General features: G+C 71.1%; 21 protein-coding genes. 14 read left to right on the top strand and 7 right to left on the bottom strand.

Annotation, left to right across the window (positions count from 1 at the left end):
- Window positions 1–978 (top strand): FAD-dependent oxidoreductase (locus tag AB0J09_RS24525; RefSeq protein WP_360695280.1); only part of this gene is annotated, 978 nt, incomplete at its 5' end.
- Between the two features lie 215 nt (window positions 979–1,193).
- On the top strand, window positions 1,194–2,213 hold the full coding sequence (gene glnII / locus AB0J09_RS24520; protein WP_360695277.1) for a glutamine synthetase: 1,020 nt from the start codon (window positions 1,194–1,196) through the stop codon (window positions 2,211–2,213).
- A 68-nt stretch (window positions 2,214–2,281) separates the two neighbouring features.
- Here glnII and AB0J09_RS24515 read toward each other — a convergent pair whose 3' ends face one another.
- The gene (locus AB0J09_RS24515; protein ID WP_360695274.1) at window positions 2,282–3,820 is read right to left on the bottom strand and encodes an aldehyde dehydrogenase family protein; all 1,539 of its coding nucleotides are present in this window, start codon (window positions 3,818–3,820) and stop codon (window positions 2,282–2,284) included.
- A 61-nt stretch (window positions 3,821–3,881) separates the two neighbouring features.
- Window positions 3,882–4,754, bottom strand: coding sequence for a UTP--glucose-1-phosphate uridylyltransferase (locus AB0J09_RS24510; RefSeq protein WP_360695270.1), 873 nt, complete (start codon window positions 4,752–4,754; stop codon window positions 3,882–3,884).
- Between the two features lie 90 nt (window positions 4,755–4,844).
- On the opposite strand from AB0J09_RS24510, the gene AB0J09_RS24505 reads away from it, so the two are divergent.
- Window positions 4,845–5,126: a hypothetical protein gene (locus AB0J09_RS24505; protein WP_360695267.1), complete on the top strand. Its 282-nt coding sequence runs from the start codon at window positions 4,845–4,847 to the stop codon at window positions 5,124–5,126.
- Window positions 5,127–5,251: 125 nt separating this feature from the next.
- On the opposite strand, the gene AB0J09_RS24500 is transcribed toward AB0J09_RS24505, so the two are convergent.
- The gene (locus AB0J09_RS24500) at window positions 5,252–5,404 is read right to left on the bottom strand and encodes a hypothetical protein (protein ID WP_360695264.1); all 153 of its coding nucleotides are present in this window, start codon (window positions 5,402–5,404) and stop codon (window positions 5,252–5,254) included.
- A gap of 119 nt (window positions 5,405–5,523) precedes the next feature.
- The gene (locus AB0J09_RS24495; RefSeq protein WP_360695261.1) at window positions 5,524–6,069 is read right to left on the bottom strand and encodes a cupin domain-containing protein; all 546 of its coding nucleotides are present in this window, start codon (window positions 6,067–6,069) and stop codon (window positions 5,524–5,526) included.
- A gap of 94 nt (window positions 6,070–6,163) precedes the next feature.
- On the opposite strand from AB0J09_RS24495, the gene AB0J09_RS24490 reads away from it, so the two are divergent.
- From AB0J09_RS24490 to AB0J09_RS24470, 5 genes are read left to right on the top strand one after another with little or no spacing between them, the layout of a single operon-like run.
- Window positions 6,164–7,555 carry an SWIM zinc finger family protein gene (locus AB0J09_RS24490; RefSeq protein ID WP_360695258.1) on the top strand — a complete coding sequence of 464 codons (1,392 nt, stop codon included), beginning with the start codon at window positions 6,164–6,166 and terminating at the stop codon, window positions 7,553–7,555.
- Window positions 7,552–8,895 carry a DUF5691 domain-containing protein gene (locus AB0J09_RS24485; protein ID WP_360695255.1) on the top strand — a complete coding sequence of 448 codons (1,344 nt, stop codon included), beginning with the start codon at window positions 7,552–7,554 and terminating at the stop codon, window positions 8,893–8,895. Before AB0J09_RS24490 ends, AB0J09_RS24485 begins: the two co-directional genes overlap by 4 nt.
- Complete coding sequence (locus tag AB0J09_RS24480; RefSeq protein WP_360695253.1) at window positions 8,892–9,956, top strand: AAA family ATPase; 1,065 nt, start codon at window positions 8,892–8,894, stop codon at window positions 9,954–9,956. Before AB0J09_RS24485 ends, AB0J09_RS24480 begins: the two co-directional genes overlap by 4 nt.
- A complete protein-coding gene (locus tag AB0J09_RS24475; protein WP_360695250.1) occupies window positions 9,953–12,199 on the top strand; it encodes a DUF5682 family protein in 2,247 nt (748 codons plus the stop codon). The genes AB0J09_RS24480 and AB0J09_RS24475 overlap by 4 nt, the downstream gene beginning before the upstream one ends.
- Window positions 12,196–13,347, top strand: a complete 1,152-nt coding sequence (locus AB0J09_RS24470) for a VWA domain-containing protein (protein WP_360695247.1) — start codon at window positions 12,196–12,198, stop codon at window positions 13,345–13,347. The genes AB0J09_RS24475 and AB0J09_RS24470 overlap by 4 nt, the downstream gene beginning before the upstream one ends.
- On the opposite strand, the gene AB0J09_RS24465 is transcribed toward AB0J09_RS24470, so the two are convergent.
- Window positions 13,337–14,782, bottom strand: coding sequence for an MFS transporter (locus tag AB0J09_RS24465; protein WP_360695243.1), 1,446 nt, complete (start codon window positions 14,780–14,782; stop codon window positions 13,337–13,339). The two genes, AB0J09_RS24470 and AB0J09_RS24465, sit on opposite strands and share 11 nt — an antisense overlap.
- Before the next feature lie 109 nt (window positions 14,783–14,891).
- Here AB0J09_RS24465 and AB0J09_RS24460 point away from each other — a divergent pair, with 109 nt between their 5' ends.
- The 4 genes from AB0J09_RS24460 (at window position 14,892) to AB0J09_RS24445 (ending at window position 20,091) form a co-directional block, all read left to right on the top strand.
- Window positions 14,892–15,617 carry a TetR/AcrR family transcriptional regulator gene (locus tag AB0J09_RS24460; RefSeq protein WP_360695240.1) on the top strand — a complete coding sequence of 242 codons (726 nt, stop codon included), beginning with the start codon at window positions 14,892–14,894 and terminating at the stop codon, window positions 15,615–15,617.
- 62 nt (window positions 15,618–15,679) lie between these two features.
- Window positions 15,680–17,053, top strand: coding sequence for an MFS transporter (locus AB0J09_RS24455; protein ID WP_360695238.1), 1,374 nt, complete (start codon window positions 15,680–15,682; stop codon window positions 17,051–17,053).
- Window positions 17,054–17,064: 11 nt separating this feature from the next.
- Window positions 17,065–18,069 carry an enolase C-terminal domain-like protein gene (locus AB0J09_RS24450; RefSeq protein WP_360695235.1) on the top strand — a complete coding sequence of 335 codons (1,005 nt, stop codon included), beginning with the start codon at window positions 17,065–17,067 and terminating at the stop codon, window positions 18,067–18,069.
- Between the two features lie 27 nt (window positions 18,070–18,096).
- On the top strand, window positions 18,097–20,091 hold the full coding sequence (locus AB0J09_RS24445; protein ID WP_360695233.1) for a class I SAM-dependent methyltransferase: 1,995 nt from the start codon (window positions 18,097–18,099) through the stop codon (window positions 20,089–20,091).
- Between the two features lie 3 nt (window positions 20,092–20,094).
- On the opposite strand, the gene AB0J09_RS24440 is transcribed toward AB0J09_RS24445, so the two are convergent.
- Window positions 20,095–21,393, bottom strand: a complete 1,299-nt coding sequence (locus AB0J09_RS24440; RefSeq protein WP_360695230.1) for an MFS transporter — start codon at window positions 21,391–21,393, stop codon at window positions 20,095–20,097.
- Between the two features lie 102 nt (window positions 21,394–21,495).
- On the opposite strand from AB0J09_RS24440, the gene AB0J09_RS24435 reads away from it, so the two are divergent.
- Together AB0J09_RS24435 and AB0J09_RS24430 are read left to right on the top strand one after the other, a co-directional pair.
- On the top strand, window positions 21,496–22,188 hold the full coding sequence (locus tag AB0J09_RS24435) for a GntR family transcriptional regulator (RefSeq protein ID WP_360695227.1): 693 nt from the start codon (window positions 21,496–21,498) through the stop codon (window positions 22,186–22,188).
- Window position 22,189: 1 nt separating this feature from the next.
- The gene (locus AB0J09_RS24430; protein ID WP_360695224.1) at window positions 22,190–23,278 is read left to right on the top strand and encodes a mandelate racemase/muconate lactonizing enzyme family protein; all 1,089 of its coding nucleotides are present in this window, start codon (window positions 22,190–22,192) and stop codon (window positions 23,276–23,278) included.
- Here the strand turns inward: AB0J09_RS24430 and AB0J09_RS24425 are convergent.
- Window positions 23,275–24,153, bottom strand: an 879-nt coding sequence (locus AB0J09_RS24425; protein ID WP_360695221.1) for a HAMP domain-containing sensor histidine kinase, incomplete at its 5' end; no start/stop codon positions are given. The two genes, AB0J09_RS24430 and AB0J09_RS24425, sit on opposite strands and share 4 nt — an antisense overlap.

Here is a 24,153-nt window from a genome sequence, read left to right as displayed (position 1 = left end):
GGGCAGGCCACGGCCGCCAGCGCGGGCATCATCGCGCCGTGGGCCTCCACCATCGAAGGACCCTTCTACGACCTGTACGCGGCGGGGGCGGCCCACTACCCGCGCGTCATCGAGCTGCTGGCCGAGGCCGGAGTCCACCGTACCGACTACCGCCGCACCGGCGCCCTGCTGGTCAGCGCGGAGCCGGACCGGCTCGCCGAGGCCCAGGCCCGCGTCGAGGCGCGCGCCCGCACGGCCGGAGGGATAATGGGGGACGTCCAGCGCGTCGATGACGTACGTGCATTGATCCCCGTGCTGGCCCCCGACCTGGAGGGCGTGTTCGTCTCGGGCGGCGCCCGGGTGGACGGGCGCACCATGCGCGACGCGCTGCTCCAGGGCGCGATCCACCACGGCGCGGTCATCGTGCACGGGCGGGCCCGCCTGCTTCCCGACCTGCGCGTCCAGGTGGACGCCGACGTGCTGGCGGGCGACGACGTCGTGGTGGCGTCCGGCGCCTGGGCCAACGAGCTCCTCGCGCCCCTCGGCACCCGCGTGCCGGTCGAGCCGCAGCGCGGCCAGATCACGCATCTCCGGCTCGAGGGCGTGGACACCGGCGGCTGGCCGTCGGTGAACCCGCTGTCGCACCACTACATGGTGGGGTTCGACGACTCGCGGGTGGCGGTCGGGGCGACCCGTGAGACGGGCAGCGGCTTCGACCCCCGCGTCACCGCCAAGGGGCAGTGGCAGGTCCTGTCGGACGCGCTGAGGATCGCTCCGGGGCTGGGCGACGCGACGCTCATCGAGACCCGGGTGGGGCTGCGGCCGCTCCCCGAGGGGGAGCTGCCGATCGTCGGGGCGCTGCCGGGCGTGTCCGGGCTGCACGTGGTGACGGGGTTCGGGGCGGCGGGGCTGACGGTGGCGCCGCTCACCGGCGACGCGCTGGCCGTGCTGATCCTCGAGGGGAAGACGCCGGAGGAGATCGCCCCCTTCGCGCCGTAACCACGCCACGCCCGCCTCGTCCTGGAGCCGCGAACCGAACGGCCTGGAGTGGACGGCCCGAACATCCTGCTCACTGTGGTAGACGATGGGATGGTGCGCCAGCGTTAACACAGACCTGGCCTACTTAACACGGCGTTCACATATGGGCAAAAATCGGGAAACGGCTGTCCGTAAGACTCGGCGTGGCTGTGTAACACCCCGAGAAAAGGACCGCCGTGAGCTACAAGGCTGAGTACATCTGGATCGACGGCACCGAGCCGACCGCTCTGCTGCGCTCGAAGACGAAGATCCTCGCCGACGGGGCCGAGCCGCCGATCTGGGGCTTCGACGGCTCCAGCACCAACCAGGCCGAGGGTCACTCGTCGGACCGCGTGCTCCGTCCGGTGTTCGTCTGCCCCGACCCGATTCGCGGCGGTGACAACGTCCTCGTCCTCTCCGAGGTCGAGGAGATCAACGGCGACGCGCACGTCAGCAACACCCGCGCCCTGCTCCGCCCGATCGCCGAGAAGTACGCAGACCAGGACTCCTGGTTCGGCATCGAGCAGGAGTACACGTTCTTCAAGGGCAGCCGCCCGCTCGGCTTCCCCGAGGGCGGCTTCCCCGCCCCGCAGGGCCCGTACTACTGCGGCGTCGGCGCCGACGCCATCTTCGGCCGCGACATCGTCGAGCTCCACCTCGACCGCTGCCTCGCCGCCGGTCTGGCGATCTCCGGCATCAACGCCGAGGTCATGCCCGGCCAGTGGGAGTTCCAGGTCGGCCCGGCCAGCCCGCTCGAGGTCGCCGACCACCTGTGGGTGGCCCGCTGGCTGCTCTACCGCACGGCCGAGGAGTTCGGCGTGGAGGCCACCCTCGACGCCAAGCCCGCCCGCGGCGACTGGAACGGCGCCGGCGCGCACACCAACTTCTCGACCAAGGCCATGCGCGAGGGCTACGACGCCATCATCACCGCCTGCGAGGCGCTCGGTGAGGGCGACAAGCCGATGGAGCACATCACGCAGTACGGCGCGGGCGTCGAGAGCCGCCTGACCGGCGCCCACGAGACCGCCCCGTGGAACAAGTACAGCTACGGCGTGTCCGACCGCGGTGCGTCCGTGCGTATCCCGTGGCAGGTCGAGGTGGAGAAGAAGGGCTACATCGAGGACCGCCGCCCGAACGCCAACGTCGACCCGTACGTGGTCACCCGCCTGCTGGTGAACACCTGCTGCTCGGCTCTGGAGAAGGCCGGCCAGGTCTGACCCTCGCTCTGAGAAAAGAACGGGCCCCTCGTCGCCGAGGGGCCCGTTCTTGCATCGAGACGAGATGATTATGGCAGGCGGAAGTCCAGATCCGGCGCGATTTCGGCGACATCCATCTGGGCTTTCTGCAGACGGCCCGAATGATCCCAGTTCATCGCCTGCCAGCGGGTGAACTGGTCGAGCACCCACATGCCCGACTGGCGGCTGCCGTTGCCCGACTTGCCGTTGCCGCCGAACGGCAGGTGGGCCTCGGCGCCCGAGGTGGAGTTGTTGACGCTGACCATGCCCGCCGAGATGCCCTCGCGGAAGCGGAAGGCGTGCTGCGGGTCGGTGGTGTAAATGGAGCTCGACAGGCCGTAGCCGGGCAGGTTGGCCAGCTCGATGGCCTCGTCGAGGGTGCCGAACGTGGTCACGCCGACGATCGGGCCGAACGTCTCCTCCAGGAACAGGCGGTCGGTGGGCTGGACGCCGTCCACGACGACCGGGTGGTAGTAGAGGCCCTGCTCGCCGTCGAAGTCGCGGTGCGGGTTGTCCTTAGTGATTTTCCCGATATTTCCGGACACGACCTTGTGATGGGGCTGGATCCAGGTCAGGAACTCCTCGTACCGGTCGGCGAACTTCTGGTCGAGCAGCGGACCCGCCAGCACGTCCTCTTCGGGGTGGCCGATCCTCGACTCGCGCACGGCCCGCGCGAACCGCTCGACGAACTCGTCGTGCACGCTCTCGTGCACGATCACCGTGCCCAGGCTCGTGCAGCGCTGGCCGGCCGTGCCGAAGCCGGAGAACAGCGCGCCCTCGACGGCCAGGTCGAGGTCGGCGTCCGGCATGATCACCATCGGGTTCTTGCCGCCCAGCTCCAGGCAGGCCGACTGCAGGTGCCGCCCGGTCAGCTCGCCGATCTTCCTGCCCACCTCGCTGGAGCCGGTGAACCCGACCTTCTGCACGCTGCCCTCGTCGAGGGCCTGGTCCAGGCCCTTGAACGTCTCGGCGCCGTCGGCGAACACGATGTTCAGCACGCCGTCGGGAAGCCCGGCGGCCACGAAGAGCTGGAACATGGCGTGCGCGGAGGCGGCGGCGTACTCGGCGGGCTTCCAGACGACGGCGTTGCCGCAGAGCAGCGCCGGGACGAGGTACCACGAGGGGACGGCGACCGGGAAGTTGCCCGCGGTGACGACCGCCGCCACGCCGACGGGGTTCCGGAACGTGAACAGGTTCTTGTCCGGCATCTCCGACGGGACCGTCTGCCCGTACAACCTGCGGCCCTCGCCGAGGAAGAAGTCGCACGTGTCCACGATCTCCCGCACCTCGCCCAGGGCCTCGGCGTACGGCTTGCCGATCTCCTCGGTCACCAGGTGGGCCAGCCGCTCGGCGTTGGCCTCGACCAGCCGCCCGATGGAGGCGATCACCCGCCCGCGCACGGGGGCGGGCACCTTGGCCCACTCGCGCTGGGCCTCCTTGGCCGTGCGGCAGGCGGCGGCGAACGTGCCGGCGTCGGCCAGTCCGACGTGGGCCACCACCTCGCTGGTGCGCGCGGGGTTGGCCGACTCGTACGTGGCGACGGCCTCCGCCTCCTTGCCACCCACTATGGAAACGATCTGACGGCTCACCGGTGCCCTCCTCATAGTTCCTTCGCTCAGACAATCATCTCGCCGGAAAAATCCCAAGGCGTCAGCCGCTCTCCAGGGCGAGTTTGCGCAGCTCCGGCCCGAACCTCGGATGCGCCAGCGCGGCGGCGAACTGGGCCTTGAGGTAATTGAGCGGCGAGCCCGTGTCGTACCAGGTGCCGTCGATGACCTGCCCGTAGACCGGGTGGTTCGCGGCGTGCCGGTGCAGGGCGTCGGTGAGGTAGATCTCGCCCTGCGGGTTCTGGTGCCACCTGCGCGTCTGCTCCTGGAGCTCCTCGACGACGCCCGGGGTGACGACGTACCCGCCGATGGCGGCGTAGCGCGAGGGCGCCTGCTCGGGGGACGGCTTCTCCACCAGCCCGGAGATCAGCAGGCGGCCGCCGCCGACGTCCTCCTTGACGATCGGCACGCCGTACCGGGACGCGTCCTCGACCGCCATCGGCATCAGGGCCAGCACGGGCGCCCGCGTGGCCTCGTACGCGGCCTTGAGCTGCTTGGCCCTGGGCACCTCTGCCACGAACACGTCGTCGGCCCACAGCACCATGAACGGCTCGTCGCCGATGACGCGGGCGGCGTTGAGGACGGGGGTGCCGTTGCCGTACGGGCCGTTCTGGTAGAGGTACGTGATGTGGGCCAGCGACGACAGCTCCGCGACCGCGTCGGCCAGGTCGTCCTTGCCGGCGGCGCGGAGCTGGAGCTCGAGGTCGGCGTCGGGGGCGAAGTGCCGCTGGATGAGGTCCTTGCGGGGCGAGGTGACGATGGTGATCTCGTCGATGCCGGAATCCACGAGCTCGCGGATGGTGTGCTCGATGACGGGCTTGTCGCCGATCGGCAACATCTCCTTGGGCAGCGCCCTGGTCAGCGGCAGCAGCCGCGTGCCCAGACCGGCCACCGGGATGACGGCTTTGTGGACCATGCGTCTCTCCTTGATCGAGCGGCTTGATCGTGCGAGGAGAGAGCCGACGTTACCTCAGCAGTTTTCCGGCGACCGGTCAGGGGCTTCGGCGTGAATGTGGACGGCTTCTTCCGGATCACCCAGCTCGCGGTCGAGCGCATGCTCGAGCAGGGCGGCGGCCACCCGCGGTACCCGCAGCAACGTTGTCGCCCTGGGCATCATCAAGACCCCCATGCACCCGAGGAGACCCACGAGGCGCTCGCCGGCCTGCACCCGGTCGGCCGGATAGGTGAGATCAGCGACGTCGTCGACGCGGTGGTCTACCTCGAGAACGCCCCGTTCGTCACGGGCGCCATCCTCCCCGTCGACGGCGGCCAGAGCCCCGGCCACTGAGCCGAGGGCTTGGCGTCCTGTCTTCGACCGACGTCCGGTGCCGTGCCCAGGTGGTGGTGGGGCTACGCGGTGCTTCAGCGCGGGGCCGGCTGGGGGCGGTGAGGGAGGCCACTCGGCGGGAGTAGTCAGCGGGGCACGAAGCCGCGGTAGACGACGCGCCGCCGCCGGAGCACCGGCCACTGGCGGTCTCTGATGCCGCTCAGCACGGCGGCGGCCACCGCACCGGTGAGAAGGCTGCCGACGATGACGCTCATGACGAGCATGAAGGCGATTTCCATGATGGATCCCTTCGCCAGAAGTTCGAATCTGAACTTGCTGGCGTGAACAGTCTCCTCCCGCGCCCTATTCCGATGAGGTCAGGTGATCGATCGGGAGTCCGCGACCTCGCCGACCGGCCCTATGCCGTGAAGTCGGCGTAGTCGAAGCCCGGTGAGACGATGCAGCTCACCAGCACCGGCTCGCCGGAGGCCGGGCGGGCCGACTGCCACACACCGCCGGGCACGACCGCCTGGGGGACCTGGCCGTCTTCCACGTGCGGTCCCAGCGTGATCGTGGTGTCGCCGATCGTCAGGCTCAGCGGGCCGCCTCGGTGCCACAGCCAGACCTCGTCCGACCTGACCATGTGGGGCACGGACTCCTCGCCCGGCTGCAGCAGGAAGTAGATGCCGGTGGCGGTGGCCCGCGACCCCGGGTACCCGTCCGGCTGGAAGGTCACGGCCGTCTTCCACGTCTCCCTGAACCAGCCGCCTTCGGGGTGGGGGAGCAGGTCGAGGGCCTCGGCGACGGGCGGGCGCTCGACGAACGCCACAGGGGCGCCCTTGACGTCCCTGCGCAGGAAGCGGTTGCCGTCCAGGACGAGCTGCCCGTCGAGCGGGCTGGTGAGGGCCGCTGCCTCGTCGGGCACTTCGATGGACGGGCCGTCGGGGTACGCGTGCAGCTCCACTTGGCACAGTTTATGCCAATAAATCAGGGCAAGGTGGGTGACGCGTGCCCGGTCGCTGGGCATCTCGCGGACCTAACACGAAATGTCGGTCGAGGTGGCTAGTCTGCGGCAGGTGGTCGAACGGTGGAGCCGTGATCAGGTGCTCGCCCTTGCCCCCGACGCGTCCTCTCAGAAGGCGGCTCAAGGGGTGGCGGCGCCCGGGAAATGGTCGTTGCGCGGCACGACAGGCACGGTCTTGTACGGCGAGTGCAAGGGCAGCGGGGCGAGGCCCTACCTCGCCTGCGTCGATTTGGCCGAGCCCGCGTACCGGTGCAGCTGCCCGAGCCGGAAGTTCCCGTGCAAGCACGCCCTCGGGCTTCTCCTCATGTGGTCCGCTGACGGGCTTCCTGTCGAGGAGGGCGCGCCGCAGTGGGTGACCGAGTGGGTGGAGGCGCGCGCCGAGCGCGCCGCCAAGGCAGCGGCCAAGATCGAGGCTGCTCGCGCCAAGAAGGCCGCGGAGGGGACGGATACGGATGAGTCCGCCCGGGGCGCCTCGGACGACGGGGCTTCCGGGGACGGGCGGTCGCGGGCCGGTGGGGAGGCCGCGTCCGGGGGGCGCCCTGAGTCCGTACGGCACGGTCGCGTCGCCGCCGGGCTGAGCGAGCTGGAGCGGTGGCTCGACGACCAGGTGCGGCAGGGGCTGGCGGGGGTCGCCGAGCACGAATGGGAAGGGCTGGCCAAGCGGCTCATCGACGCTCAGGCGCCCGGTGTGGCGGGGATCGTGTCCAGGCTGGCCTGGGTCCGGGCGGACGACGACTGGCCAGGGCGGCTGCTGGAGGAGTACGCACTGATCCACCTGCTCGCCGTCGCCTACCGGCGGCGGGCGGAGCTGCCCGCGGCGCTGGCCGAGACCGTTCTGAGCCGGGTCGGGTTTCCCGTCACCCGGGAAGAGGTGCTGGCCGGGCCCGGGGTGCGCGATCAGTGGGACGTGCTGGGGAGGCGGGACGAAGTGCAGGAGCGGCTGACCTCCCGGCGGGTGTGGCTGCGGGGGCGCCACACCGGACGGCCGGCGCTGGTGCTCTCGTTCGCGCCGCAGGGGCAGCCGCTCGACGCCTCTCTGGTCACCGGGACGACGATCGATGCCGAGCTCGCCTTCTATCCGGGTGCCGCCCCCTTGAGGGCGCTCGTCGCCGGACGTTACGACGTGGACCAGGACGATCTGACCGGGGGGACGCCCCCCGGGGTGTCGCCGGACGAGGCGCTCGACGAGGTGGCCCGGGCGCTGGCCGAGGATCCGTGGACCGAGTCGTGGCCGCTCGTGCTGGCCGGGGTGGTGCCCGGGCGCGCCTCACTCGGCGGCCTCCCGCTGCGTCCCGCGGCGCGGGATCCGTGGGGGCTGATCGCGGTTTCCGGGGGTCGCCCGCTCACCGTGGCCGCCGAATGGACGCCACTGGGCTTGCGGCCCCTGACCACCTGGGACGACGAAGGAACGGCGGTGATCCTGTGACCGGCTGGGAGGAGCTGACGTCGACGGTGCTCGTGGGCACCGATCGCAGGCCGTACCAGGGGGATCTGCTCGAAGCCGCGGCCGTCGAAGTGGCGCGGCGCAGAGCCGGGCGCACGATCGGCGAGGCCGAGCGGCAGGAGCCCGCGCCCCACGAGGAGCGGGCGGCCGTGGGCAGGCGGGCGGCCGAGCGGCTGGCGCGGATCATGGGTGGCGAGCACGAGAGGCTGCTCCCCGAATGGCTGGCCGCGGCCGCCGGCGCGGGCAGGAGGGTGCCACCGTACGTGCTGCCGGAGCTCCTGGAGCGAGGGCGGCGGGACCGGTCGATCCGGGTGCATCTCGGGGTCCTGGCCGGGCAGCGGGGGCGATGGCTGGCCGGGCTCAATCCCGCCTGGGACTACCTCCTCGAAGAGCCGACCGGGGAGACGTGGGAGCTGGGCGGCGCCGCGGACCGGCGGGCGCACCTGCGCGCCCTCAGGGAGGCCGATCCCGCCCGGGCCAGGCAGTTGCTCGAGAGCACGTGGGAGCGGGAGACGCCCGACGATCGGGCCGAGTTCGTGGAGCTGCTGGCCGACGGGCTGAGCATGGACGACGAGCCGTTCCTGGAGAGCGCGCTCGACGACCGCCGCAGAGAGGTGCGCCAGGCCGCCGCCAACCTCCTCACCCGTCTCCCCGAGTCGCGCATGTCCCAGCGCATGGCCGGACGGGCGCGCGCCTGCGTGACCATCGAGGGAAACGTCATCGCCGTCGAGGCCCCCAAGGACTGCGACAAGGCGATGGAGCGCGACGGCATCCGCCCCAAACCGCCCAGAGGCATCGGCGAGCGGGCCTGGTGGCTGCAGCAGGTCCTCGCCCGTGCTCCGCTGGCGATCTGGGGCCGCCCGCCCGCGCGGCTGCTCGAGATGAGGATCCGCGACTGGGACGCCGAGGTGAAGGCGGCCTGGGTGCGTGCCGCGATACTGCAGAAGGACCCTGAGTGGGCGCGGGCGATGTTCGGGTGGGACCCGATCGCTGACCTTCTGGATTCTCTGCCGCCCGACGAGCAGCAGGAACTAGCCGCCGATTTCGTGAAAAAGCATGACTTGGACAGCCAGTTGATCATGGTGCTGGGCGGAGTGTCGTCCTACTGGCGCGAGGGCCTGGCCACGGCGGTCCTCCGCAAGATCGTGAAGGTGGCCACCACGCAGCCCTGGAATCTCGGGGAGCTGGTCAAGCTCGCGGGCGAGCGCATCGACCCGGCCCTGTTCCCCCTGGTCCTGAGCTACTCGCCCATGGAGTCCATCCAGCAGGTGGCCGCCCTGCTGCGTTTCCGTGCCGACATGTACAAGGAGCTTCGCCCATGACCGTTCTGCGTCCGCACGCGGAAGACCAGTACGCCGAGGAGCTGGCCGTCCTGGCCAAGGACGACGACCGGCCCAGGCCGCCCGGCTGGAAGCTGTCGCCGTGGGCCGTGACCACGTACATCCTGGGTGACGGCGACCGCATCACCCCCAAATACGTGGGCGCCCGCCGTATCGTCGAGGTCGCCGTCGCCACGCTGGCCACCGACCGCGCGCTGCTGCTGCTCGGCGTGCCCGGCACGGCGAAGACGTGGCTGTCCGAGCACCTGGCCGCCGCCATCAGCGGCGACTCCACGCTGCTCGTGCAGGGCACCGCCGGCACCGCCGAGGAGGCCATCCGGTACGGCTGGAACTATGCCAGGCTGCTGGCCGAGGGCCCTTCGATCGAGGCGCTGACCCCGTCGCCCGTGATGCGCGCCATGGCCGAGGGCCGGGTCGCCCGGGTGGAGGAGCTCACCCGCATGCCGTCCGACGTACAGGACGCCCTGATCACCGTGCTGTCCGAGAAGACGCTGCCGATCCCCGAGCTCAACCGCGAGGTCCAGGCCGAGCGCGGCTTCAACGTCATCGCCACGGCCAACGACCGCGACCGGGGCGTCAACGAGCTGTCCAGCGCGCTGCGCCGCCGCTTCAACACGGTCGTGCTGCCGGTGCCGGCCACGGCCGAGGAGGAGGTGGAGATCGTCTCGCGCCGCGTCACCGAGCTGGGGCACGCGCTGCAGCTGCCCGAGACCACGACGGGGCTGGCGGAGATCCGGCGGGTGGTGACGGTCTTCCGCGAGCTGCGCACGGGCATCACCGAGGACGGGCGTACCAAGGTCAAGTCGCCCAGCGGCACCCTGTCCACGGCCGAGGCCATCTCGGTGCTCACCAACGGCATCGCCCTCGCGGCCCACTTCGGCGACGGGGTGCTGCGCCCCTCCGACGTGGCCGCCGGGATCGTGGGGGCGGTGGTGCAGGAGCCGGTGTCGGATCAGGTGGTGTGGCGCGAATACCTGGAGACGGTGGTTCGCGAGCGTCCCGACTGGCGCGACTTCTACCGCGCCTGCCGCGAGGTCTCATGAGCACCGCCCCGACACCTGGCGTCTCGGCCACCGATGCCCCGGCGAGTGTGCTGGTCGTGGGCGGGGCCGGCGTTTCCGTGCTGGGGGTGCGGCATCACGGACCGGGGTCGGCCCGGGCTGTGCGGCGGGAGCTCGAACGCCTGCGGCCCGACGCCATCCTCATAGAGGGGCCACCCGAGGCCGACGCGCTCGTGGCGCTCGCTCCCGAGCTGGAGCCGCCCGTCGCGCTGCTCGCCCACGTGCCCGGAGCGCCGTCGCGGGCCGCGTTCTGGCCGTTCGCCGCCTTCTCGCCCGAGTGGCAGGCCATCCTGTACGGCACCTCCACCGGCGTCCCGGTGACCTTCTGCGACCTCCCCGCGGCCCATTCGCTGGCAGCGGAGGACGAGGAGCGCGAAGACCGCGAAGACGGCATGCGGGCGGACCCCATCGGGAGTCTCGCTGCGGCGGCCGGATACGACGACCCCGAGCGCTGGTGGGAGGACGTCGTCGAACACCGAGGCGACACCCCCTTCGGGGTGATCGCCGAGGCCATGGCCGCCGTACGCGAGGGCTACGAGCCGGACGAGCGGGAGGCCAGACGCGAGGCGTACATGCGCAGGACCCTCCGCGCGGCCATCAAGCAGGGCTACGGCCGGATCGCGGTGATCTGCGGCGCCTGGCACGTCCCGGCCCTGACGGGCAGGCTCCCGACCGCCGCGCAGGACAACGCGATCCTGCGCGGACTCCCCAAGGTCAAGGCCGAGCTGACGTGGGTCCCGTGGACGTACGGACGGCTGGCATCGTGGAGCGGCTACGGCGCGGGGATCATCTCGCCCGGCTGGTACCACCACCTGTTCGGCGCGCCCGACCGGCCCGTGGAGCGGTGGCTGGCCGAGGCCGCCGCGGTGCTGCGCGACGAGGGGCTGGCCGTGTCGTCCGCCCACGTCATCGAGTCCGTACGCCTCGCGCACAGCCTGGCCGCCCTGCGCGGCAGGCCCCTGGCCGGGCTCGGCGAGGTCACCGAGGCGGCCAGGGCCGTGCTGTGCGAGGGCGACGACCTGGCCGTCGAGCTGATCCAGCGGCGCATGGTCGTCGGTGACCGGCTCGGCCACGTCACCGACGGCACGCCGATGGTGCCGCTTCAGCGGGACCTGCGCGACCAGCAGCGACGGCTCAGGCTCAAACCGGAGGCGCTCGACCGCGAGATCGACCTCGACCTGCGCAAGCCGCTCGACCTCGACCGCAGCCACCTGCTGCACCGGCTCAGGCTGCTCGGCGTCGGCTGGGGAGCGCCGGGCGAGTCGCGAGGGAAGGGCACCTTCAGGGAGACCTGGACGTTGCAGTGGCGGCCCGAGCACGACCTGGCGCTCATCGAGCAGGCCGCCCTGGGCACCACGGTGGCCGGGGCGGCGGCGCAGCGGGCCAGGGACCTGGCCGCGACGGACAAGGCGGCTCTGGCGGACCTGACGTCGCTGGTCGAGCAGTGCCTGCTGGCCGACCTGCCGGAGGCGCTGCCCGAGGTGCTGGCCGCGCTGTCGGCCAAGGCGGCGCTCGACACCGACGTGACGCACCTGATGGCGGCGCTGCCCGCGATGGTACGCGCCCACCGGTACGGCGACGTGCGCGGCACCTCGGCCGAAGGGCTGGCGGTGATCGTACGCTCGATGCTGGACCGCATCCGCGTCGGCCTGCCGGTCGCGGTGACGGGGCTGGACGACGACGCGGCGGCCGACCTGCTCAAACACGTCGACGCGGTGCACGCGGCCGTGGCCCTCTTGAGCGATGACGGCGACACGTCGCCGCGCGGCCGGTGGCTGGCCACCCTGCGGGGCGTCAGCGACCGGCAGGACCTGCACGGCCTCATCGAAGGGCGGCTCACCAGGATCCTGCTGGACGCAGGTGAGCTCGACGACGCCGGCGATCGCATGGCCAGGGCCATGTCCAGGGGGCAGGCCCCGGCCAGGGCGGCCGCGTGGGTCGAGGGATTCCTGGCGGGCGGCGGGCTGCTGCTGGTGCACGATCCCCGGTTGCTGAGCCTGGTGGACGGGTGGCTCACCGGGCTCTCCGGCGACCAGTTCACCGACGTGCTGCCGCTGCTGCGCCGTACGTTCGGCGGGTTCGCCGCACCGGAGCGCAGGGCCATCGGGGAGCGCGTCCGCTCAGCCGGGGGCGGCGAGCGGGCAGGGGAGCAGGACGTGGACGAGCGGCGAGCGGCGGCGGCCGTCGCGACCGTGCTCGCGATCCTCGGAAGGGCGGACGGATGACCGAGAACGACGAGCGCCTGCGCAGGTGGCGGCTGGTGCTGGGCGGCGGGGACGCCGAGGGCACCGGGTGCGGGCTGGAAGGCGCGGACGCGCGCATGGACGCCGCGCTGTCCGCCGTCTACGACCAGGGCGGCGGCAGGGAGGGCGGGCTCGGCGCGTCCGCGCCCCGGGTGGCGCGCTGGCTGGGCGACATCCGCACGTACTTCCCGTCCACGGTCGTCCAGGTCATGCAGAAGGACGCCATCGAGAAGCTGAACCTCACCAGGCTCCTCCTGGAGCCCGAGATGCTCGAGGCCGTCGAGCCGGACGTGCACCTCGTCGGCACCCTGCTCGCGCTCAACCGGGTCATGCCCGACCAGGCCCGCGAGTCCGCCAGGGCAGTGGTGCGCAAGGTGGTGGACGAGCTCGAACGCAGGCTGGCCCAGAAGACCAGGGCGGCCCTGAGCGGCGCGCTCGACCGTTCGGCCAGGACCCACCGCCCCAAGAGGGTGGCCGACATCGACTGGGACCGCACGATCAGGGCGAACCTCAAGAACTACCTGCCGGAGAAGAACACGGTCGTCCCCTCACGGCTCGTCGGCTACGCCCGCAGACAGCGGTCGGTGCAGCGCGAGGTCGTGCTCTGCATCGACCAGAGCGGGTCGATGGCGGCCTCGGTCGTGTATTCCAGCGTGTTCGGGGCTGTGCTGGCGTCGATGCGGTCGCTCAGGACGTCCCTGGTGGTGTTCGACACGGCGGTGGTGGATCTCACCGACCAGCTGCACGACCCGGTGGAGCTGCTGTTCGGCACCCAGCTCGGCGGCGGCACCGACATCAACCGGGCCATCGCCTACTGCCAGGGCCTCATCACGCGGCCCACCGACTCGATCTTCGTCCTGATCAGCGACCTGTACGAGGGCGGCATCAGGGAGGAGATGCTGCGCAGGGTGGCCGCGATGACGCAGGCGGGCGTCCAGGTGATCGTGCTGCTCGCGCTCTCCGACGAGGGCGCGCCGTTCTACGACCACGAGAACGCCGCCGCGCTGGCCGCGATGGGCGTGCCCGCGTTCGCGTGCACGCCCGACGCCTTCCCCGACCTGATGGCGGCCGCGATCGAGCGGCGCGACATTGCGCAGTGGGCCGAACGTCACATCGCGGTCAGTGGTTGAGTCCATCTGGCCTGGCCTTGCGCGGGAGCAGGTACGACAGGGCGAAGGTCAGGGCCAGCAGCCCGACCTCGACCCACACGGTGACCTGCATCGACGAGCCGAAGCTCCACTCGCTCTCGAGGAGGTGGAAGAAGAGCGTGCCGAGCACGGCGGTGCCGAGCGCGCCACCGAGCTGCTGGATCGCGGTAAGCGCGCCCGAGGCGGAGCCTGACTCGTGCGGCTCGACCCCCGCGAGCACGATGTCGAAGAACGGCGCCATGGTCAGCCCCATCCCGATGCCGACGAGAGCGAGCCCGGGAGCCAGCTGCCAGCTGCTGACGTCGAGCCCCGCCAGGTGGATGGTCAGGGCGAGCACGGCCGCGCCCGCCGCCATGACGACGGTGCCGATCTGCAGCAGGCCGCGGCCCAGCTTCTCCTGCAGCCCGGACATCGCCAGGCCGAAGCCGATCACGCCGCCGATGGCCTGCGGCAGACCGGTGAGGCCGGCCTTGAGCGGGGTGAAGCCGAGGCCGAGCTGGGTGTAGAGGTTGAAGACCAGGCCGAGGCCCATCATGCCGGAGAAGAACGCCAGGCCGGCCACCAGGCCGCCGGTGAAGGCGCGCTTGCGGAACAGCCCGGGCGTGACGAGCGGGTCCTTGCCGGACGCGGCGCGGCGGGACTCGTAGCGGGCGAAGACGGCGAACAGCACGATCGAGGCCGCCATCGACACGAACGTCCACACGGGCCAGCCCAGCTCGCGGCCCTGGATGAGCGGGTAGATCAGCAGGAACGAGGCGATCGTGACGAGCGCGACGCCGACGAGGTCGAGCCTGGTGGCGTTCGAGACGCGGTATTCGGGCAGGAAACGCATCCCGGCCAGCGCGGCGGCCAGGCCGATCGGCAGGTTGATCAGGAAGATCATGCGCCAGCCCGTGCCGAAGAAGTCGGCGTCGACCAGCCATCCGGCCAGCACGGGCCCGCCCACGGACGAGATGGTCATGACCGGCCCGAACATGCCGAACGCCTTGCCCAGGTCCTGCGGCGGGAACATCTCCTTGATCAACCCGAGGCCCTGCGGGAGCATCACGGCTCCGAACAGGCCCTGCAACACCCGGCTGACGATCAGCATCTCGGGGCCGGCCGCGACGCCGCACAACAGCGAGGCGGCGGTGAAGCCGAGCGCGCCGATCACGAACATGCGCTTCCTGCCGAACAGGTCGCCAAGCCGTCCGCCGGTGATCAGTCCGACGGCCATGGCCAGGGTGTATCCGGCGCCGAGCCACTGGACGACGCTGTCGCTGCCGCCCAGGTCCTTCTGGATCGTGGGGGCGGAGATCGTGGTCACGAGCGCGTCGAGCAGATCCATGACCTCGGCGGCCAGGATCACGAACAGCGCGGCCCAGCGCCAGCGGTAGGGCTGGACCTCGGTCGTCGCCTCTGAGGCGGTAACTGTCATGGGGGACTCCCTTAAAACGGTGTTCTATGAACGAACAGTGTTCGTTACGAACACCGTTTTAAGGGCGAACACTGTTCGTGTCAAGTACAGTGTTCGTATACTGGTGCGTATGGCAGGATCCGAGGACTTCCCCACGCCCCCGTGGCGCAAGTCACGCAAGCCGGCGGCGCTCAAACGGCAGCTCAGCCAGGACCTCATCGTCGAGGCCGGGCTGCGGATCGTCGACGCCGAAGGGCTCGAGGCGCTGAGCATGAGACGCGTCGCCCAGGAGTTCGACACGGGCCCCGCCTCGCTCTACGCGCACGTGGCCAACAAGGAGGAGCTGCTCGAGCTGATCTACGAACGGGTGCTCGGCGAGATCGAGCTGCCCGAGCGTGATCCGAGCCGGTGGAAAGAGCAGCTCCGGGCATATGCCATGGAGGCCCACCGGGTGCTGTCCGCCCACTCCGACTTGGCGCGTGTGGCGCTGGCCAACATCCCGTCGGGGGAGAACTCGATCCGCGCGGGCGAGTTCGTCTTCGGGCTGCTGATCGAGGCCGGCATGTCCCCGAGGGACGCGTCCCTGTCGATGGACCGGATATCCCTGTACGTCACCGGCGACGCGTACGAGGGCTCTCTGCACTACGCGAGGATGCGCGCGGCCGGGCTGGACAGCCCGCAGGAGTACTTCGAGCACTTCGTCAGGCAGATCTCCGATTACTACCGGGCGCTGCCATCGGAGCGGTTCCCGCACATCCGCAAGTTCGTGGACGAGTTGATCGCCGACGACGGCGAGGATCGCTTCCGCTACGGCCTCGATCTGATTCTCGACGGCATCGAGGCCCGCATGCCCTAGGCCTAAATGCCTAGGCCCCGCGCCCGATGTGCTGACGTGCGGGTCGCCGTAGTTTGCCCGGTATGACGATGACAGTTGAGAGATCTGCGGCGGGCGTGGTGTCCGCACAATACCGGGCGCTCAGCATCGGGCTGGTCGCGCTGGTCATGCTGGTGGCTTTCGAGGCGATGGCGGTGGCCACGGCGATGCCCGTGGTGGCCCGCGAGCTCGACGGCATGCATCTGTACAACCTGGCCTTCAGCGCCACCCTGGCGGCCAGCGTGATCGGGACGGTGCTGGGCGGCCGGTGGAGCGACGTGCGGGGCCCGCTGCAGCCGATCGCGGTGGGTGTGGTGGGCTTCGTGTCCGGGCTGCTGCTGGCCGGGTTCGCGCCGAACATGGAGGTGTTCGTCGCGGGCCGGTTCGTGCAGGGGCTCGGGGGAGGATTGATCCAGGTCTCCCTGTATGTGGTCGTCGCCCGGGTCTATCCGGGGGCCATGCATCCCAAGGTGTTCGCCCTGTTCTCGGCCGCCTGGGTGGTGCCGTCGATGGTCGGCCCGGCCATCGCCGGTTTCGTGGTGCAGAACGCCGACTGGCGGTGGGTCTTCATCGGCGTCGCCTTGATCGTCATCCCGTCGGCGCTGCTGCTCTGGCGCGGCACCGCGGGCCGCGAGGTGACGAACGGCAGCGCCGAGCCCGCCCCTGGCCTGGGTCGCAAGCTCGTCTGGGCCACACTGACCGCCGTCGCCGCCGCCTTGATCCAGTACGGCAGCGCGCTCAAGCTCGCCGGCCTGCCGCTGCTCCTGGGTGGCGTCGTCCTGCTGGCCGTGGCCCTGCCCAGGCTGCTGCTGCCCGGCTCGCTCAGGGCCGCCCCCGGCCTGCCGACCGCGCCCGTGCTGCGCGGCCTGGCCTTCGGTGCGCTGACGGCGGCCGAGGTGCTCATCCCGCTCATGCTGATCAACGAGCGGGGCCTGACCGCCACCGGCGCGGGCATCGTGCTCACCGTCGGTGCCCTCGGCTGGTCCACCGGCTCCTGGATCAAGGGCCGCGGCACGATCAGTAACTTGGCCGCCATCCGCGGCGGCGCCGCCATGATCGCCGTCGGCATCGCTCTGGTGATGCTCGTGCTCGTCGACTCGCTGCCGGTCGCGGTCGCGTACCCGGCCATGGCCATCGCCGGGCTCGGCATCGGCGCGCTGCACCCGACGGTGTCCGTGCTGGTGCTGGAGATGTCCAAGGAGGGCGAGGAAGGCCAGAACAGCGCGGCCGTCGGCGTGGGCGAGTCGGTGTTCACCGTGGTGGCCGTCGCGGTCAGCGGCGCCCTGTTCACCGCCACCGGGGAGAACTACGCGATCGGCCTTTCCTTCACCGTCGCGCTCGCGGTCCTGGCCTTCCTGCTGGCCCCGCGTTTTGTACAACACCGCGCAGCAGGCACTATGGAGGGAGCCGCGTCATAAAAGGGGGGTACATGCCGCGAGTGCGGGAGCTTGAGGTCTTCCGGCTGGTCCTGCCATTCGGCAAGAGGTCGGAGACCCTGCTCGTGAAGCTCACCGACCACGGCGGCATGACCGGCTGGGGCGAGACCACCTCCCCCCAGCCGAAGACGTGGTCAAGGCTGGAGGAGTCGCTGGCCGCGCTGCTGATCGGCGTCGACTGGGAGCATCCCGACACGGTGCCGAGCGGCGACTCGGCGGTCGACATGGCCTGCTGGGACCTGTGGACCAGGATGCGCGGGGTGCCGCTCGCCGAGGCGATCGGCGGCACCCGCACCTCGCTCATGGCCACCGTGCGGCTGACCCCGGACGCGTCCGTGGAGAGCCTGGTGGCCCGGGTCAACCAGCAGGTCTGCGCCGGGTACGGGCACGTCACACTGGACATCAGGCCCGGCTGGGACGTCGAGCCCGTGCGGGCGGTGCGGCAGGCGTACCCGGCCCTGACCCTGGCCGTCGACTGCGACAACGCCTACTCCGACCTCGGCCAGCTCGTCGCGCTCGACTCCTACGGCCTGGAGGTCATCGAGCGGCCCTTCGCCCCCGGCGACGTCTACGCGCACGCCTCGCTGCAGGACCAGGTGGCCGCCTCGGTCGCGGTCGAGGTCGCCTCCACCGCCGAGCTGGACGACTACCTGACGCTGCGGGCGGCCAAGGTGCTGCTGCTGCGGCCTGCCTCGTTCCCCTCGCTGTCGGAGGCCCGCCGGGCGCACGACCGGGCCGCCGCGGCGGGCTGGGACATCCAGTGCGCGGGCGGCCAGGGCGCGGGATTGGCCAGGGCGGCGACGGTGGCGGTCGCCAGCCTGCCCGGCTGCACGCTGCCGTGCGACGTGACGCAGCCGCCGCGCCAGAACCAGATCGTCAAGCCGATCGTCGGCGCGAACGCGGGCGTCATCGCCGTGCCCCTCACCCAGTCGGGACTGGGACACGACATCGACGAGACTCGCCTGCGGAGGCTGGCGAAGGAGTCATTCCACGCGTAACGTTCCTACCCGATCAAAGGCGGGTGGGTGGCCGTGCGGCTGTCGCGGTGGCGGGTGTTATGGATCCTGCTGACGAGGAACTTCCTGTCCTGCTTCCTCCCTGAGTGGGGAAAAATCCTCATCGGCGTGGTGGCGATCCTGGGCTTTGGCGCCGGTCTGCTGCTGGCGAGCGGGGCCTTCAGGAGCTTCGAGGCTGTGCTGATCGTGGCCGCCGCGTTCGGAGCCTGCGGGTTCGCCTTCGTGGCGGACCGGTGGCGGCGGCGGTTCCCGTGGCGCTGCCCTGTGCTGTCGCTGGATGACCAGCCGCGGCTCCGGGAGCTGGTGGCGGACGCGGCGCGGCTCGCGGGATTCGACACCGTGCCCAGGGTGCACGTGTCCGCCTGGGCCGAAGTGCGAGGCGGCCGGGCCAAGCGGGGCAGGCCGTCGCTGCTGGTGGGGCTGCCGCTGTTGCTCGCGGCGGACGAGGCGGAGCTGCGCACGCTCATGGTCAGGGAGCTGCTCGCCGCCAGGCGGTGGCGCTGGCACGAACACTGGGCCGTACACCTGTTCATGGCGCACCATCCGGACTGGCCCTGGCTGGGCGAGGCGAGCGCGTCGCTGCGGAAGGCGCTCTGGGCCGAGACCCGTTCCCTCGTCGGCAGCGAACGTTTCACCGCGGGCGTGCGGGCCGAGCTGCTCCTGGCGGGCGCCTTCGGCTGGCACGTGAACCGCTATGCCGGACCCTTCTCGCGCAGGGGCGGCGCTCTGGACGTCTACGAGAGCTTCCTGTGGAAGATCCAGAGGGACGGGCTGCTGACCCGCGCCAAGCCCGAGCCCTCTCCTCCCGACATGGTCGAGGCGATCGACTGGGACACCGCTCAGCCGGTCGCCGACGGCGTGGCGCTCGTGCCGGTGCCTTCAGGCGTGATGTCGAAGGTGCACCCCAAGCTGGCCGCCCGGCTCGGGAAGGTCATCAGCCATAAGGTGCTCGACCGGGGCGGGTTCGCGCTGGGCGGGCGGCCATACCGGATGGAGGACATTCCGGCGGAGGAGTGGGCCCAGGTCGGCGAGTACCAGCGCGAGCGCGTGATCGAGGCCGCGACCAAGCTGCTCGACCGTCAGGCCACCGACCTGGACGTCGTCGAGCTGGCGGTCGCCGGTCGGGCGGGGGAGCTCGAATGGTGGCACAAAGACCAGCCCTGCCCACATCCCACGCCTGGCGTCTGCGCGCTGCTCCCGCTGTTCGACGTGGCGCTGCGGCGCAAGGGGTACGTGCACGAGCACACCTTTGCCCAGCGCGAGCTGGTCGGGCCGCTCGGAGATCGGATTAATCTGGTGGAACTGGCCGCCAAGGCCGGGCGTGGCGAGCCGTACGGAATCCTGCTGGGAGGACTCATGACAGGCCGAGACCCGGATGCCGACGCGATCAGGCTGGCCGCCGAGTCGCTGGCCGAAGGCGACGCGACCGGCTGGTTCGAGCGGCTCTACGCCGAGTCGGCGAGCGGAGACGCGATCGTGCCGTGGGACTCGCGTTCCCCGCACTACCTGCTGATGGAGTGGGCCCGCGCCGGGGAGGGGCGGGCGCTGGTCGTGGGCGCGGGGCTGGGTGACGATGCCGAGCACGTGGCGGGGCTCGGCTACGAGACGGTGGCGTTCGACGTGAGCGAGTCGGCGGTCCGGCTCGCCCAGGAGCGCTTCCCCGCGAGCGAGGTGCGTTACCAGGTCGCCGACCTGCTGGAGCCGCCCGCCGAGTGGCGGCAGGCGTTCGACCTGGTGGTCGAGATCATGACCGTGCAGGCGCTGCCGGAGCCGCTGCACCCCCGGGCCATCGCCGCGGTCGCGGACTTCGTACGGCCCGGCGGCACGCTGCTGGTGATCGCGTCGGGCCGGGAGGAGGGCGGGCCGGCGTTCGCTCCGCCGTGGCCGCTGACCCCGTCCGAGATCGCGGCCTTCGCGGCGGGCGGGCTGGAGACGGGGGAGGTCGAGGACCTGCGCGACGGCGAGCGCCACCGCTGGCGCGCCACCTTCCACCGGCCCGCGTGATCCCTACGCTTCCTCGGGAACGCCGAGGGGCTCGACCCGCTTCAAGATCACCGCGTACGTGAACGCGCCCAGCAGCGCCACGCACGAGATCACCGTCAGGGGGATGGCGAACGACGAGGTCTGGTCCACCAGGAAGCCGACCATGATGGGGCTGATGATGCCGGCGAAGTTCGAGGCGAAGTTCTGGATGCCGCCGATCGAGGCCACGTGCCGGTCGGCAGGGGCGACGTCGGCGGGGAGCGCCCAGATGTTCGAGGCGGCGAACGTCGAGCCCGCGTAGGCGATCGACAGCAGCGCCAGCGCCATCCACGCCTCCGGCACCCAGACCGCGATGCCGATCACCGTCGAGACCAGGAAGCCGCCGGAGATGAACATCTTCCTGACCCGGGTGAGCGAGTCACCACGGGTGATGCGGCGGTCCGACAGCCAGCCGCCCAGCCACTCGCCGCCGATGGCCACCAGACCCGGCAGCGCACCGAACAGGCCCAGCTTCAGCAGGTCGAACCCGCGCTCCTCCACCAGGTAGGTCGGGAAGAACGTGAGGAAGAAGTAGACGACCATGTTGAGGCAGAAGAAGCCCAGCATCATCGCCCAGATCGTGCGGTAGCGGAACAGGTCCCGCCAGCGGAGCTTGGCCGCGCCCTCGTCGTCACCCTCGAAGCGGGCGCCGCCCTCGCGCAGGTAGTTGAGCTCCTCCTCCGTGATCTTCGGATGGTCCTGCGGGTCCCGATACGTGCGCCACCACCCGACCGCCCAGGCCAGCCCGATCACGCCGATGATCGCGAACGTCGCCCGCCAGCCCAGCCAGCCGATCAGCGCGGTGACCACGGGCAGCGCGATGACGCCGCCCACCCGCGAGCCGGAGTCCCAGATCCCGGTGGCCAGTGCTCGCTCGTGCCGGGGGAACCACCGGCCCGTGACCTTGGCGCTGGTCGTGGCGGCCGGGCTCTCGCCGACGCCGAGCAGCAGCCGTACGCCGAAGAGCGCCGTGAAGCTGCCGGCCAGCGCCGTCAGCGAGGTGAACAGCGACCACCACACGGAGGCGAACGTGAACGTCTTGCGCGGCCCGAATCGGTCCACGAACCAGCCGGCGGCGAGCTGGAAGAAGTCGTAGGACCAGAAGAAGGCGGCCAGGATCATGCCTTCCTCGGTCTTGGAGAGCTTGAAGGTCTCACCCATGAACGGCAGGGCCACACCCAGGCTGGCACGGTCGAGATAGTTGATGACGAGCCCGGCGAAGACGTAGCTGATCATGTACCAGCGCAACCGGCCGCGGACATTGGTTCGGAGGGTTGTGGCCATCACGATCCTCTGTAAAATTTCCTATTGGATATTTCCGATATGTTGCATACAACGCACGATCCCCGTCAAGACCCTCTCAAACCTTCCCTCGGAGCGTGAACGGTGGCCAATGAGCTCGAAAACCGCCTAAAAGGGCGCGTACCGGCCGCCCGGCGCAGCATTCTCACCGAGGACGTCTACGAGCGCGTCAAGAGCCTGATCATGAACGGCGACCTCGAGGCAGGCGCCCGCGTCAACATCTATGCGGTCGCCAGGCTGCTCGACGTCTCGCAGACGCCCGTGCGGGAGGTGCTGTCCGCGCTCGAGTCCGAGGGCCTGGTGACCAAGGAGGCGCTGCGCGGCTACTCGGTGGCACCCCAGCTGAGTCCCGGCCAGATCGCCGACCTCTACCAGCTCCGGCTGCTCCTGGAGCCGTGGGCGGCGGCACGCGCGGCCGAGCTGGTGACGGCCGAGGCCCGCGAGCGCGTGCGCGCCGAGCTGAACAGCGTTACGCAGGCGCCCCAGGGCACGAGGTACGAGGAGTACCACGGCCTGGCCGAGCACGACACCCGCTTCCACGACCTGATCGCCGAGCTCTCGGGCAGCGAGGCGTTGCGGGAGTCGCTCCGGCGTACGCACGGCCACCTGCACCTGTTCCGCATCGGGTACGCGGGCAGGCGCGCCGGAGATCCCACGCTGGCCGAGCACACCCGCGTCGCCGAGGCCGTCGCCGCGGGCAGCCCGGAGGCGGCCTCGGAGGCGATGCGCGCCCACCTCACAGCCGCCCGCGACCGCTTTCTCAAGATTGGACCCTGACATGCCGATAATCGTCAGCGCCGACGCGTTCCTGGTGGACATCCCCGTGGAGACCGTCAGAACGGACGCCGTGCAGGCGTTCCTCAAGCAGGAGACGATCTTCGTCGAGGTGCGCACGGACGACGGGCTCGCGGGGACCGGCTACTCGTACACGATCGGCACGGGCGGCCGCGCCGTGCTGTCCATGCTCCGCGACCATCTCCTGCCCCTGCTGGAGGGCCGGGACGCGCGCGACGTGGAGGCCCTCTGGCACGACCTGTTCGCCGCCACACGGGCCACGACGGTCGGCGCGATCACCTCGCTCGCCCTGGCCGCCGTCGACACGGCGCTGTGGGACCTGCGCTGCCTGCGCGCCGACGAGCCGCTGTGGCGGCTCGCGGGCGGGTTCAGACAGGCCGTGCCCGTGTACGACACCGAGGGCGGCTGGCTGCACCTGTCCACCGACGACCTGGTACACGGGGCGCTGGCGGCGCAGGAGGCCGGGCTGCGCGGCGTCAAGCTCAAGATCGGCAAGCCGCGGGTCGAGGAGGACGCCGAGCGCATCGCCGCCGTCCGCGCGGCCGTGGGCCCAGGGCTCGACATCATGGTCGACGCCAACCAGTCCATGACGTACGCGGAGGCCAGGCGGCGGGCGCACGCGCTGGAGCCGTACCAGGTGTACTTCTTCGAGGAGCCGCTGCCAGCGGACGACGTGCAGGGGCACAGGGAGCTGGCCCGATCCACCACGATCCCGGTGGCGGTGGGAGAGTCGATGTACTCGGTGGGGCAGTTCCGCGACTACCTGGTGCGCGGGGCGGCCTCGGTGGTGCAGGCGGACGTGGCCAGGGTGGGTGGGATCACGCCGTGGCTGAAGGTGGCGCATCTGGCGGAGGCGTTCAACGTGTCGCTCTGCCCGCACTTCCTGATGGAGCTGCACGTCAGCCTGGTGGCGGCGGTGCCCGCGGGGGCGTACGTGGAGCATATTCCGCAGCTGCGCGCCATCACGCGGGCCGAGCTCGCGATCGAGGACGGTCACGCCATCGCCCCTGACGTTCCCGGACTGGGCATCGCCTGGGACCGGGACGCGATGGACGACCTCAGGGTGCTCTAGAGCACGGCGCAGGGGCGTTCCACCTGTTCTTCGGCCGGGGGGCTGCCGAGGCGCGGGAGCCGCAGGACGAACCTGGCGCCGCTCGGCGAGTCCTCGGCCTTGAGCGTCCCGCCGTGGCTCGTGGCGATGTCGCGGGAGATGGCCAGGCCCAGCCCGCTGCCGCCGGCGTCGCGGCGGCGGCCGTCGTCGAGGCGGATGAACCGCTCGAAGATCCGTTCGCGGTCGGCGGGCGCGATGCCCGCGCCGTCGTCCGTCACCGTCATCACGGCCTCGCCGTCCGAGGCGGTCACGGAGACGTCCACGGCGCTGCCGGCGTGCCGGATCGCGTTGTTCACCAGGTTGCCGAGCACCCGGACGAGCTGGATGTGGGAGCCGCAGACCCAGACCTCCGAGGCCGCGTGGACGCGCACGGGCACGCGGCCGGTTCGCGGCGCCTCCTGGTTCACCAGCTGCCCGAGGTCGATCAGCTCGGACGGTGCCGGGTCGCCGGCGCTCAGCCGCGCGAGCACCAGCAGGTCGCTGACGATGGCGTCGAGCCGGTCGGCGACCGAGAGGGCCGAGCGGATGGCCTTGTGCGGATCCACCTCGCCAGGGTGGAGCAGCGCCTCCTCCAGCTGCAGCCGCAGGCCCGCGATCGGGTTCCTGAGCTCGTGCGAGGTGGTGGAGGCGAACCTGCGCTGCTGCGCCACCGCCTCGTCGAGCCTGTCAAGGGTCTGGTTGGCGGTGCGGACGAGCCGGGCGACCTCGTCGTCGCCCGGCGGCACGGGCATTCTCAGGCTGAGGTCGCTGACGGTGATCGCGGCCAGGCGCGCGCGGATCGCCTCGACCGGCCGCAGCGTGCGGCCCACCGTTCTCCAGGCGGTCCAGGCCACGAT

The organism is Nonomuraea sp. NPDC049784 (assembly GCF_040659615.1).
Lineage (GTDB): Bacteria > Actinomycetota > Actinomycetes > Streptosporangiales > Streptosporangiaceae > Nonomuraea.
The sequence above is the reverse complement of the archived record's forward strand: the minus strand, read 5'-3'. Positions and strand labels throughout refer to the sequence as shown.

Excerpts from the sequence above, each read along its gene's own strand:
- AB0J09_RS24510 (WP_360695270.1), bottom strand. The coding sequence starts at position 4,754 with ATGGTCCACAAAGCCGTCATCCCGGTGGCCGGTCTGGGCACGCGGCTG.
- AB0J09_RS24500 (WP_360695264.1), bottom strand. The coding sequence starts at position 5,404 with ATGGAAATCGCCTTCATGCTCGTCATGAGCGTCATCGTCGGCAGCCTT.
- AB0J09_RS24480 (WP_360695253.1), top strand. The coding sequence starts at position 8,892 with ATGACCGTTCTGCGTCCGCACGCGGAAGACCAGTACGCCGAGGAGCTG.
- AB0J09_RS24475 (WP_360695250.1), top strand. The coding sequence starts at position 9,953 with ATGAGCACCGCCCCGACACCTGGCGTCTCGGCCACCGATGCCCCGGCG.
- AB0J09_RS24470 (WP_360695247.1), top strand. The coding sequence starts at position 12,196 with ATGACCGAGAACGACGAGCGCCTGCGCAGGTGGCGGCTGGTGCTGGGC.
- AB0J09_RS24465 (WP_360695243.1), bottom strand. The coding sequence starts at position 14,782 with ATGACAGTTACCGCCTCAGAGGCGACGACCGAGGTCCAGCCCTACCGC.
- AB0J09_RS24460 (WP_360695240.1), top strand. The coding sequence starts at position 14,892 with ATGGCAGGATCCGAGGACTTCCCCACGCCCCCGTGGCGCAAGTCACGC.
- AB0J09_RS24455 (WP_360695238.1), top strand. The coding sequence starts at position 15,680 with ATGACGATGACAGTTGAGAGATCTGCGGCGGGCGTGGTGTCCGCACAA.
- AB0J09_RS24450 (WP_360695235.1), top strand. The coding sequence starts at position 17,065 with ATGCCGCGAGTGCGGGAGCTTGAGGTCTTCCGGCTGGTCCTGCCATTC.
- AB0J09_RS24440 (WP_360695230.1), bottom strand. The coding sequence starts at position 21,393 with ATGGCCACAACCCTCCGAACCAATGTCCGCGGCCGGTTGCGCTGGTAC.
- AB0J09_RS24430 (WP_360695224.1), top strand. The coding sequence starts at position 22,190 with ATGCCGATAATCGTCAGCGCCGACGCGTTCCTGGTGGACATCCCCGTG.